We start from the raw sequence: 12,544 nt of genomic DNA, 5'->3' as shown, positions 1-12,544 counted from the left end.
TCTGGCTAGTTTACGGCTATACCGGGCTCCCAAAGAAACTGCTCTCGGTATTCGGTAGGTGTTTTTCCTACCAACTTTTTGAAAGCGGTTGCAAAATAGCTCGAGTTAGCAAATCCTGTATTATTCGCAATTACTTCAATTGGCAATGACGATAAGCGAAGCATACCTTTTGCTTTTTGAACTCTTACAAAAGTTACGTATTCTACAAATGTCATTCCAGTGTCTTCCTTAAATAGTCTGCTGAAATAGGAGGGGCTAAGATAAACCTTGTTGGATATCTCCTTTAACGTTAAGGGATCTCCATAGTTTAATTGAATATATTGGATGGCACTCTCGATTGGATTTTTTAAGTCCGTTATAAACTGTCCTGACATATTGTTGATTCCATAATGTACCTGAGAACTGATTTCTGGGGCAAGAACTCTATCAAATGTATCAATAAGTTCCGTTTTAGAAAGCGGTTTCAATAGAAAGGAAGCAAAACCAGCGTTCATTGCCTGTTGAATCAGTTCAAACATTTTTAACTGAGTAATTACAATGATTGGTAAAGTGGGGTACAATTGCAGCGCTGTTCTCCCAAATTGAATACCATCCATATCCGGCAAGGACAAATCAATGATGAGGGCGCTTGGCTGGCTTTGCTTTAGAAGCAATAACCCTCTTTTCACTGTACTTGATTCGTAAATGGATAGAAAATGATATTTACTTTCCTGAACAATGGAACATATCTCTTTCCTAGCCATTAAATCGTTATCCACGATAAGCAACTCAGCCAATGATTCTCCTCCTATCTGCATCTTATAATAAAATTTTTAGTGACATTTACAATTTCTTGTTTTGTAATGTTTGATTTTTTATTTTTTAAAAGTATTCCGATTATTCTTATACTATTTTATGTTTTTCCCATCCAGTTTTAAATTTTTGCTTTTTAACTTTTAAATATTAGTTCTTTTTAATGTTTGCACTCCTGTATTTTCCTGTCACTTTTGAAATCCTCAATAATAGAGATTTGTACTTCCGTACTAGGCGCTGGAGCATGACCCTTATTGGGATCGTTATCATTGTTTTGCTTTAGATCCAGCGGGAGCACGTCTGTTAATTCCCATCTAAATGAGTAATATTTACGCTTAAATGACTTCCCAATGGACCCAAAGGTTTAAATCCTAGGTATGCTAAAATTGCAACGCAATATTGGGATCATAGTCGGGCTTTCAATCCATTAATTGTTACAAATCCAGAACTCGGGAAGAACATAAAACACTCCAATCCCATTCATAGAATTTTGTCTCATATAAATTTCGTTAAATATAAAAAATACCCTTTTCTGCAAAGGCGTTATTACGATAACAAATACTTAAAATTTCATTTAATTCTTGTCAAAAAAAATAGTCCCCGATTATGTATATCGAGGACTAATAAATCTAGATATTCACATTTCAAATTTCTTATGTAACATTAACTGCAAGGAACCACCCTCCTGCAGTGTATTATAACTCCGGTTTTATAAGTAATCGTTTATATTTTCATTCACCCAGGTATAAATTTTCTCTCTAACTTCATCGTCGTTTTCGCCCAGTTGTTCTGCCAGTGTACGCAGTTCTGCTGGCATATTGTCAATCACAGAGTCGATTTGTTCGTCATTCGGCGGCATTCCTAAGGCATCGATGAAACAATTGTAAATTAATTCTCTCATTATGTACTCTCCTGTATAAGAAATGTTTTTAGTTCAAAGGTAGGAAATAACTTATTAGTTCTTCATCACTTACATGTATCTTGCCCAACAAGTCTTGCGATTGTAATACAAACTCCTTAACTCCAATGAATTCGGAATGCGATATAAGAAAGAACTTAGTTCCCCTTTTATATAGGTCCCGATAATCCTTTTTTAACCGATAAATCTTCATTTCTTACCTCAATTGTTGATGGCATTCTAACCTTTATTTTTTTACTAGGGTTTACATTAATATTATCATAACTTCCTTTACTTTGGACGTTTAATGCTAAGGATTCTGATAGAGTTTTAATCCAATAAAAGATTTAAGGACAATTGACCTTTTCCTGTAAAATCCACTACAATTTCCATCCCTTTTTTAATCCCGGATATCTTAGATAAACCTTCCACTATGGTTGGAGAAGTAATATCTATTATGATTCCATTTTGGGAAACGTTAGTGCATAATCCACCGCAAATCATATTTCCCAGCTCTCCCGCAAACGAGACTAACATCTCCCCTTCAAGAGGCATACCAAACATGGATTCACCAATGGCACTAAAAACAGCCGGTTCCCCTTTGAATATAAATTTCCCTTTAAGTTCTCCAGTGAGGCCTATGAGTACAGCAAACTCTAAATGCAAATGATCTTCTATGGCACCAGCACTCTTCTTTTCGAATGAGATAGGCACAACGTTGCTTATGGACTGAAGCATGGCCTCAGCCAGTACTGTAAAGTGAAGTGTTTCGGTTGCTAACATTTGTCTTCCTCCTCTTTAGCGTCTTTTTGATTGTAAAAGGCTGGAAATATCTGAAGAATAGATATGTATTAAATCAGTAATGTTTGGTTAAATATTTCACAAAAAACCCATACAAATTATTAATCCGAAAGTAGTCCGCCAACACATTCAGTGTAAAGAGACTCATTAAAATTACATTTTAATACAGTTCGTAAGTCAAGATTACCCCTCCGATATACAGATTCATATAAACATAGTATGGTAGGAAAAGTCAAAACGCGTTTAATCACATAAAATAGACATTCACATAGGTTTTATGGTGATTCAGCCATGAAAGCTAATTATTCGAACAAAAAATTCATCTACGCAAATATTAGCCAGGAAACGGCAACACCACAAATTGACTTAGTGAATTCGCCTCAATTACCCAGAATTAGATACTATTATTAGGAATAAAGAATGGCTGCACAATAGATAACCGGGAGTGATTCCGGTGTAATTCTATTTCATTTCCTGTGGAGATATTAGATACGGAGAAAAAATTTAAGGAACAGTGTGGTAAATCTGATCCGGATACTCGACCTAAGGAAGGTAATGGGATCAGATCATAAAATAGAAAGCGCGGTTTTTTGTTATTTATATGCTGTACTTGCTGTTCATTCATTTTTTCTAAAAGTGGCCAACTATGGTTATCGTTTTCAAAAAGAAACCTATCCCTCTGATGTTTCTTCATTGTCATCAATATTATTAGCATTTTTGTCCAGACTATAGAGTCCTCTTGTGTGACTGCGCCTCACTTTGGGATTGCGCCCCATGATCTTTTTCATTACTTCACCAAAATTTACCCAAGAGCCCCCGGTCTTTTCCTGTACATGCGTTTGAATATCTTTTAACTGCCTGTCCCTTTCTTGTAAGAAATCCACCACTATTGGCTCAACACGCTCTGTCGGGACTATTTTGATACGTTTCGGTTTTCTTATGTTTTCCTGTCTTATATTTTCCTGGACACTATCCTGCTTTTCCTGTAATTTCAATTGCTGATGAAATTCCTCCAAATTTCGGATCTTTTCTTCTGTTTCCTTCTCACGCTGTTCAGCCTGCTGCACCTTTTTTTCGGCTTCCTGTTCCCTTTTCTCTGCCTCTTGTAACATTGATTCCTTACGCATCAGCCATTCTTCTATGGAGTGTGGAGCAGAGCTATCACCTGCCTTTTTATGCTGGATACCCCTTGCAAGGAGGATCAATTCCTTATCTCGTTCATCCAATTCACGAAGACGGTCTAAATAAACCGCAATTTCCTTGTTACGGACATTCCTGCTCTCAAGATACAGCTCATAATCTCTTCTATTTTGTTCTTTCAAATCCGCTATCGCCAACTCTATCGCTTTTCTTTCATCAAAGAATTCAGTCATTACTTTCTCTCCTAATATTAAGTAATTTTGAACGACTTTTTACGGTTATTGCATAAAGACACTGTTCAAATTATCTTAACTACTGTCTCATAATCTATGTTCCTAAGATGTGAACTTATTCAAGGAAACAAAATTCAGCATATATAAATCACTTTCATTCTACATAAAAGATACCTAGTTATGCAGGTATATTCATAAGCCTTGTATGTATATTTTATGAGTAGAATAAAAACCAGTTAGTTACTATGCAATATAATACGGCAAGCGTTTGAACCCAAAATGTAAGTAGATTTACTGTTTTACATCATTTTAATAACAGTGTGTTTGTAGTAGTTTCAGCAAAGAAGAATAGCGCACAGGAAGTCTTAAAACACGAAACTCTTCGGTAAGAATGTACAAACGAAGCAATTTTCTAATAAAAATAACAATATAAGAGGATGGAAGCATTAAGTTTTTAGAAACCCCTATCCTTTGGATATGTAATCAAATGTAAATCCCAAAGGTAACGAGCTGCGTTTATCTAAACAGATTTTTCCTGCTCACCGTACCTTTATACTGAGTAATATCCAGGGAGTTCCTGGTCATATTTTTAATATGATAGAGACCGTCATACTCAATGAAGTTTATATCAATGAATGAATTTGGATATAATTTCAGAAGAAGAAAAGATAGTCTCTGCCGAACTATTCGAGGAAGCCGCTTATCATAGGAGGTAGTAACCAAAAAGTTCTTTTCGATCCTTATCCTTCTCACTACTTAAAAATAGATATTATTAATACTGGGTGGAAGGCTATAACACTTTATGGTTGCGGGATTGTCTTTCTGGTTTGAATACTGCTGTTTAAATAGTGGTTATATAGTATTGACCAGTAATGGAAATAAGAAACACAACAAATAGGTCCTTTACTTGGATTATAGTACGAAATCTTTATTTGACGCAATGCTATTCTATATATAAAAATACCACTTTTATAACTCTGAAACGCAGAACAAAAATTTTCATTGCTAACGTATACAATAATATATTCATTTTATTAGAGAGCATTTGGTCCTTCCATAATACAGTAATAGTAAATATGAAATACAATCTTTGAAACCACCTTACAGGAGTATTAAAACCAAAATGATTCAATAAAAAAAAGGATTTCTAAACTATATACTTGTCCAATCAACAGAAGATAAACAGAATTTATAAATTTTTCAGGAGATGAAATTATACTTAACGAATTTGGTCGTGATTATGATAGAGACTTCTATGGAGGACACGTCCGTGGAAAAGAATTTCGTCGCTAACGCCTCGAGACTCCTTCAACACTGACAATCTTTACGAACCTCACTATTTCCACCACTTCCGTCGTAACAAGTACTAACGACTTAGTATGATAATGTCTTTACTATAGAAGAGTGTGATGATGCATTTAGTAATGCTGAGTACTTTTTGTGTTAGTAGTTCAGCTGATTCGTTTGGTAAGAGTGAAAATGTAATTCTTTAACTACGTTCGTTTCCTAGTATCGAGAGGAGTTATGCAGATGTTTATGATCTACTTATCCGACATGGGTATTTATCTACCTTAGAGACATACTTTTCAAGTTTTTCCAGTTTTTAACCTATCCACAAAATCTCGAAAAAGAACCTCCCAGCAGCATATTGTGTTCTTACAAAATTCGCGAGGGGTTTTTGCGGTTTCTAGATATTCTATAAAATGAATTAAAGTATCTTTTCTGGTACAGAATGTCCCGTGGTCTTCTGTTATAATGATTGAAAGGAGGGATTATTATGGCAGGTAACTCCAGCATTGAGTGGACTGATGCAACCTGGAATCCAGTTACAGGTTGTAACAAGTTATCACAGGGTTGTAAAAACTGTTACGCCGAACGAATGGCAAAGAGACTGGTTGCTATGGGAAATCCACGCTATAAAAATGGTTTTAATGTTACTCTTCATTATGATTTAATTGACCTCCCGTACAAATGGAGAAAACCGAGAAAAGTATTCGTAAATTCGATGTCAGATTTATTCCATAAACAAGTTCCCCTTGAATTTATTCAAAAGGTTTTTAATACCATGATAGGAACCCCTCAGCATACATATCAATTCTTAACAAAAAGATCAGAACGGTTATTAAAGTTATCTCCAAATTTACCGTGGGCACCGAATATTTGGGCTGGCACTAGTGTAGAAAACGATGATGTGACCTTTAGGGTTAATCATTTACGAAAGACTCCCGCTTTTATTCGGTTTTTATCCTGTGAGCCACTGATTGGACCCCTCACTAATTTGGATTTAGAAGGAATTCACTGGGTTATTGTCGGGGGAGAATCCGGACCCGGTGCAAGACCCATAGAAGCTGACTGGGTACGGTATATAAGAGATAAGTGTGAAAAAGAAGATGTAGCCTTCTTTTTTAAACAGTGGGGCGGCGTCCAAAAACATCGCTTCGGTAGGATACTCGACGACAGAACTTATGATGAATACCCAATAATAACGGTTTGATAGAGCCACAGCAGGCTCTTTTTTGTGGAACGGCAATCATTGGTGGGATGTGTTTACGACTTAAACTTCCTTGAAAATCTTAAATGAATCTTCTCCTTTATAAGGATAAAAATTACATTTACAAATGACCGGGAGCAATTCCACCGGAATCCAATACCCGTTAACACAACAATAGATAAAGCAACTTAGATTTAACATAAAAATGGACTCGCCGATATGGCAAGTCCACAATATATAAAGAGCATCAATTAATGAGAGCTTGCAGCGGTGCTGGAATACGGCCTCCACGTCTTATTAATTTTTCAGAGCTATATGGATTTACGCCCATTACCGGTGCACGGCCAAGAAGACCGCCAAATTCAACCATCTCGCCTTCGTTTTTACCTGGAACAGGAATGACGCGTACAGCAGTTGTTTTTTTGTTTATCATGCCGATTGCAGCCTCATCAGCAATGAGTGCTGATATGGTTGATGGTGTAACTTCACCGGATATTGCAATCATATCAAGACCAACTGAGCATACACATGTCATGGCTTCCAATTTCGGAAGAGTAAGGGCCTTATCGATGATACCGCGAATCATGCCATTATCTTCACTTACCGGGATGAATGCGCCGCTAAGCCCGCCTACATAGGAACTTGCCATGGCGCCGCCCTTTTTCACAGCATCGTTCATAAGAGCAAGAGCGGCAATGGTTCCATGGGTCCCTACCCGCTCTAATCCTATTTCTTCAAGTATTTCAGCAACACTATCGTTCATGGCATTGGTTGGCGCAAGCGATAAATCCATGATCCCGAATGGTACACCAAGCCGTTCTGCCACTACCCGCCCAATTAGCTCACCAGCTCGGGTAATTTTAAACGCGGTTTTTTTAATAACATCTGATACTTCTCCCAGATCAGCGTCAGGATGGCGTTTCAATGCGCTTAATACCACTCCAGGTCCACTTACGCCGACATTGATGACAACCTCACCTTCGCCTGCTCCATGGAAAGCTCCGGCCATAAACGGATTATCCTCAACTGGATTACAGAACACGACAAGTTTGGCACATGCCATTCCATCCTTGTCCTTTGTTCTTTCAGCAGCATCCTTGATAATCACTCCCATTTGGCGCACAGCGTCCATATTAATGCCGGTTCTTGTAGTTGCCACTGAAACCGACGAACATACCCGTTCGGTTACGCTTAAAGCCTCCGGCAACGCATCAAGCAAGGTTTGGTCTCCTTTTGTGATTCCTTTATGTACAAGAGCGGAAAATCCTCCGATAAAATCAACACCTAGCGTTACGGCAGCTTGATCAAGAGTTTTAGCAAGTTCGATCGCTTGCTCCTTTGTAGCATTGCCTAGTATTTCAGCGATCGGTGTGATGGAAATACGTTTATTAATGATTGGAATCCCATACTCCCTTGCCACGTCCTCAGCTACTTCTTTAAGTCGGCCGGCATAGCTTATAATTTTGTCATTCACTTTTTTGTTCATTTTCTCAAAGTCGCTATCCGAACAATCATTTAGGCTTATACCCATTGTCACAGTCCGAATGTCCAGATTTTCCATCTGGATCATCCGAACCGTCTCCATCATTTCATCGATGCCTATTTGCATATTGTCCTCCTATACCCGATGCATGGCTTGAAAAATTTCTTCAAGCTGTATATTAATTTTCAGAGAGAGTTCATCTCCGGCATCATTAAGCAATAATTGCAAAAGTTCCAAATTTTCGAATCCAGATACATCAACAATCATCATCATAGTAAAAAAATCTTGCAAAATCGTTTGGCTTATATCCAGAATATTGATTCCGTTGTCTGACAATACAGTCGTCACTCTTGCAATAATGCCCACCTGATCTTTTCCTACCACACTTACTACCGCACGTTTCGTCATGTCCTTCACCTCGTACAATTAGTATAAAAAAAAGAGATTGGAGTAGTCTCCAATCTCGGACAAGCAGCAGAATAACCTATAAAAGTAAGTTACTCTTCTGTCCTTTTGCCTGAGATTGTGAATCCTTCGGCGCCGCAAAAACTGCGGTCTCTCCAGAAGCTGCTCCCGTTATAGTTTTATCCACAACGATCATCGCCTGCTATATTGGTAAAAATAAAAATAATAATGAAATTATAACAGTACACAAAACAGTGGTCAATGACTTTTCCGAACCAGATGGGTAAATATTATGACTCTTCTACTTAAAACAACACAACATGGGAAATGTCGCATTTGCAGCATGTTTCAGCCATCTAAGCGGACATATTTATTAAAAGCATATTATTAGGTTGGTATATAATCACCACGCTTAAACCCTTAGATGACATTCCATCATCTAATTTTTTTCAACCGCAAGAATAATTTGGTGCTTTAATTTTAAATTCATGATTTTTTATATCCTTAATATCTTTTCCTTTAAACTTTTATTCGAAATTTTTAATTTCACTTTCACCATTCTCAGTTTCTAAATCTAATATAGCTATCCAGTTCTCACTTTCCCCGTTAAAATTTGCTGAGACAACCAATAAACTTAAAAAGATCCCTAATAATTCCCTCCTATCTTTTCCTCCCTAATCACCTTGATTTTACCATTTTTGTCCAATAGCAGAAGAACTGTTATTAATCTAGACTGCCCCGTTAGCACAATAAGAAAAAGCTGCAGAAAAAATGCAGCTCGGAATCATCAGCTCTTGCCACCCATAAGTTTAAGTACAGGGGCTACTTCCCCTAAAGTCAATTAACTGGGGTTTAGTTCACCCATTAATTATTAAACTCTTGAAATAGGAAACTATTTCTTCAAATTTATTTTTCTGCTCTAAAACTGGAGAGCGATTACTTTCTTCAGAAAAAACAAAGGCCATTGCAGGGGTGCACGGAATCGGTATCTATTTTCATAAACTGATGACATTGCTTATCACAAGGTAGCCTGTCATGTATAAAACTGACAGGTAGGTAAGTTATCAAATCCTTATAAAGCCATCATGACCTTGTTTCTTCCCGATTTTTTGGAGTTATACAGACCCCGGTCTGCCCTGTTTATGAGTTCAGACACCGCTTCAGGGCCATTGTCGTTTTTGGATGCAAAGCCGATCGAGACGGTAACACGCAGGTCATGCCCATTTCCGATTCTAAACCGGCTCTCCGCCACTGCCTTCCGTATTGTTTCTGCCATCAGCCACATGTTATGCCGATCGCAATCCGGTACCAGGATGCTGAATTCTTCCCCGCCATTACGGGAAACAAATGCATCCGACCCAGCGGAAAGCAGCAGGATATTCGACACTTTTTGGATGACCTTGTCCCCGGCCGGATGCCCATAGGTGTCATTGATTTTCTTAAAATGGTCGATATCGATCATCATCAGCGACAAGTTTCCCCGATGTTCTTTTGAATGGCCATACAGCTCCTGGATCTTTCGCTCGAACGAACGCACGTTGTTTAAACCTGTCAAAGGGTCTTTCTCCGATTCCCATTTGAATTTTGCATAGTCCTCGTCGTTCCGCGATAGATAGAATTTAAGGTTAAATGCCACATAGGAAGCAACAGCCACTGCGATCGCATACTGCAAAAAGAGTATCACCGCGGTGTTGATTTCCGGGATTACCACGAAAAAGGTAGAACCTAAAATGAGGATAAACGTAATCAGCATCCGCCTCCATTTCCGCTTCATGCTCACGTCAGTCGTGCTGATGAAGGTAAACAGCAACGCAGATAATCCCAGCACATAAATGTTGTTAAGGGATGCAAGCGAGAGGGGGTAGAATGATAGCCTGAATGCGAGGATGACCGCGGTCGCCGTAAAACCAGCTGCCCTGCCGCCTACAGTTGCAGCGATCATGATGGGGACGATTCTAAGGTCAATCAGCACTCCATCCTGCAACTGAATGCCAAAATGCATAAGGACAATCCCGAATGTCCCGTGAAAGAGCCCTTTCCTGATACGGCAACGAAGCGAATTCTTCGAAGGGAATGTTGTTTTCAGGAAATAATGATGGATCAGGAAAATGCCTGTGCATAAAATGCAGAAATTTATAAAAAAGTCTTCTAAAACCAACATGGAATGAAATTCTTACCTTCCTTCTCAAATGTGTGTGCATAGTGCATTTTTGATTCCCATCAAGTTTCACAACTCTGGTATGTGATTATGCCACTATGCCAGTGTGTTTAGTATAAGCGATGGCAGAAAAATGTCCATTTGGCCTCAGACAGCCGTATTAAGGATTCGGGCTGAAAGGAACGCCTTTCAAACAAAGATTTCATCTCTTCGGACAAAATTTCAAAACTTTTTTTCCTGAAACGGTTGATGGAATCAAGCCATGAACAAGAGCTCTTAGCCCCTTGGCCAGGCACATGCCGACCACAAAGATTCCCTTCATGTAACGATAAGCACTACACATTTTCCGCAAAAAAAATGACAGAGCGATTGAATCTCTCTGCCCATGTTATGGCTTTTATATAATGCCTGTCGAAACCAGAAGTTTAGGCAGTAAGAGCCTTTTTTTCCGCTTTTTACTGGAAACATCACTGGAGCATCTTTTCGAATTTACCGTTCTCGAATGAAATAAGGGCAAGGCCGTAGGTACTTTAATGCTCACATGAATAATCCCTGTAATTCATGCCGTAACCGATCTTCGAAGTTTCCAATGTGTCGTTTTGCCCTAGTTTAATCGCTTGCGAGCGATAAACAAACATACACATTAAAACAAGTATAACAACCAACAAAGCGAAGCAAACACGTGTATCCACTTTGCTACGCTTTTTTATTTAACTCTTTTAGTTTAAGCTCTGTTAAGAAACAATGTTGTTGATAAAAGCACGGAATAAAATAAAAAGAAACCATAGGAGGATATGCAGATGAAGGAATATTATAAAGGCAAAAACTTTTGGGATAAACAAAATACTTGGCGTCATCTATATCCACTCAATGATGAAATCATTCAAAAGGCAGAAGCTAAGTTCGGTATTACATTTCCGGAAACTTTTAAGCAGTTAATGAAAGAACAAAATGGCGGCCAGCTTACATATCCATATATTCAGCGGGCAAGAGAGAAAGCAAGGAAATTGATACATTCAGCTTCTCGATCCTTTTCAAAAAGTGATGTATCAAGGTCATCTTATCAATATTAATATGTATATAGACATCCTATTTCACTACCAAGGACACCTTTCTGATTTAGAGAGCCAAATGGTGGTCTCCCTGGCAAATGAAATAGAAGAATATAAGATTATCCAATCAATCCCTGGAATTGGTGAAAAAATCGCTGCCATTTCCGAAATCGGTGAAATTGACGTGTAATCACCCTGAAAAATTAGTTGCCTACGCTGGAATCAGTCTCTAGAATCTTCTCCGAAGTTGGATATTCTCTTAATATCGATAAAGACACTTTCGAAAATAGATCTCCAAATACCTTTCTGTATTTTTAACCCTAAAAAAGGATGTCTGACCATAACTTTATAGAAGTAATTAAAATTAAAACAGCTAAAGACCATTGAAGGACTTTACGGTTTAGTTGCCTGCTAACCCTGACACCTAACGGGGCAGCAATTAAACTGACAATCACGACTAGAATAGCGGGCAAATAAGGAACCTGACCTGTGGTTACTTTGCCAATGACTACCCCAATCGAAGATACAAAGGTGATGGCCATGGAAGTAGCAATAGTGATTCGTATAGGTATCTTTAAAACAATGAGCATGATGGGGATCAAAATGAAAGATCCACCGGCCCCCACTATCCCGGATGCAAGCCCTACGACCAATGCCAGTACAGCTGCCAGTCTTTTATTAAACCCTTCTACTACCTCTTCATTCGCTTCCTTTTTAGGCATGAACATAATAATAGCTGCGGTAAGTGCTAAAACCCCATAAATGACATTCACAATGGTTTCTGACAGAATATAAGAAAAATACCCTCCTACTAGGCTACCAACCAATATGCTAGTTCCCATGACAAGGAATAATGGCTTGTTGATAAATCCTTTACGATAAGCCCATACACCGCCTAAGGTCGAAAAAAACACCTGGACGGCCACTATTCCAGACACCTCGTGTGCCGTAAACCCATCGAACCCTAACAGGGGTGGAATGTAAAGAATGATCGGATAGTTTACGATAGCACCGCCAATTCCTAATAACCCTGAAAAAAAGGAGCCTATAAACCCAAGTAGAAGAAAGGTAATCATAAAGGTTGTATTCAT

The 12,544-nt window shown here is 38.4% G+C and carries 9 protein-coding genes, 2 pseudogenes and 1 riboswitch; of the genes and pseudogenes, 3 read left to right on the top strand and 8 right to left on the bottom strand.

The window, feature by feature from the left end; all coding sequences use genetic code 11:
• Positions 1 to 5: 5 nt before the first annotated feature.
• From V1500_RS11075 to V1500_RS11060, 4 genes are all read right to left on the bottom strand, one after another.
• Entirely contained in the window at positions 6 to 776 is a 771-nt protein-coding gene (locus tag V1500_RS11075) for a helix-turn-helix domain-containing protein (RefSeq protein ID WP_409305598.1), read from the bottom strand.
• Positions 777 to 1,501: 725 nt separating this feature from the next.
• The gene (locus tag V1500_RS11070) at positions 1,502 to 1,693 is read right to left on the bottom strand and encodes a hypothetical protein (RefSeq protein WP_409305597.1); all 192 of its coding nucleotides are present in this window, start codon (positions 1,691 to 1,693) and stop codon (positions 1,502 to 1,504) included.
• 327 nt (positions 1,694 to 2,020) lie between these two features.
• Positions 2,021 to 2,473 (bottom strand): chemotaxis protein CheX, encoded by a 453-nt coding sequence (locus V1500_RS11065; RefSeq protein ID WP_409305596.1) that lies wholly within the window; start codon positions 2,471 to 2,473, stop codon positions 2,021 to 2,023.
• Positions 2,474 to 3,162: 689 nt separating this feature from the next.
• Complete coding sequence (locus V1500_RS11060) at positions 3,163 to 3,864, bottom strand: hypothetical protein (RefSeq protein WP_409305595.1); 702 nt, start codon at positions 3,862 to 3,864, stop codon at positions 3,163 to 3,165.
• A 1,777-nt stretch (positions 3,865 to 5,641) separates the two neighbouring features.
• Here V1500_RS11060 and V1500_RS11055 point away from each other — a divergent pair.
• Positions 5,642 to 6,358: a DUF5131 family protein gene (locus tag V1500_RS11055; RefSeq protein WP_409305594.1), complete on the top strand. Its 717-nt coding sequence runs from the start codon at positions 5,642 to 5,644 to the stop codon at positions 6,356 to 6,358.
• 244 nt (positions 6,359 to 6,602) lie between these two features.
• Here V1500_RS11055 and V1500_RS11050 read toward each other — a convergent pair whose 3' ends face one another.
• The 3 genes from V1500_RS11050 to V1500_RS11040 all read right to left on the bottom strand — a co-directional run bounded on the left by V1500_RS11050 (position 6,603) and on the right by V1500_RS11040 (position 10,404).
• Entirely contained in the window at positions 6,603 to 7,964 is a 1,362-nt protein-coding gene (locus V1500_RS11050) for a PFL family protein (RefSeq protein WP_409305593.1), read from the bottom strand.
• Positions 7,965 to 7,973: 9 nt separating this feature from the next.
• Positions 7,974 to 8,246, bottom strand: coding sequence for an ACT domain-containing protein (locus V1500_RS11045; RefSeq protein WP_409305592.1), 273 nt, complete (start codon positions 8,244 to 8,246; stop codon positions 7,974 to 7,976).
• Between the two features lie 87 nt (positions 8,247 to 8,333).
• Positions 8,334 to 8,412: riboswitch (glycine riboswitch) on the bottom strand.
• A 903-nt stretch (positions 8,413 to 9,315) separates the two neighbouring features.
• Complete coding sequence (locus tag V1500_RS11040; protein WP_409305591.1) at positions 9,316 to 10,404, bottom strand: GGDEF domain-containing protein; 1,089 nt, start codon at positions 10,402 to 10,404, stop codon at positions 9,316 to 9,318.
• A gap of 791 nt (positions 10,405 to 11,195) precedes the next feature.
• Here V1500_RS11040 and V1500_RS11035 point away from each other — a divergent pair.
• Together V1500_RS11035 and V1500_RS11030 are read left to right on the top strand one after the other, a co-directional pair.
• Positions 11,196 to 11,342 (top strand): annotated as a pseudogene (locus V1500_RS11035) (SMI1/KNR4 family protein); the annotation flags it as partial.
• Between the two features lie 45 nt (positions 11,343 to 11,387).
• Positions 11,388 to 11,677, top strand: a pseudogene (locus tag V1500_RS11030) (transposase); the annotation flags it as partial.
• Positions 11,678 to 11,773: 96 nt separating this feature from the next.
• Here V1500_RS11030 and V1500_RS11025 read toward each other — a convergent pair.
• A complete protein-coding gene (locus tag V1500_RS11025; protein ID WP_409305590.1) occupies positions 11,774 to 12,544 on the bottom strand; it encodes a sulfite exporter TauE/SafE family protein in 771 nt (256 codons plus the stop codon).

It is taken from the genome of Peribacillus sedimenti, assembly GCF_046237635.1.
Classification (GTDB): domain Bacteria; phylum Bacillota; class Bacilli; order Bacillales; family DSM-1321; genus Peribacillus; species Peribacillus sedimenti.
The sequence above is the reverse complement of the archived record's forward strand: the minus strand, read 5'-3'. Positions and strand labels throughout refer to the sequence as shown.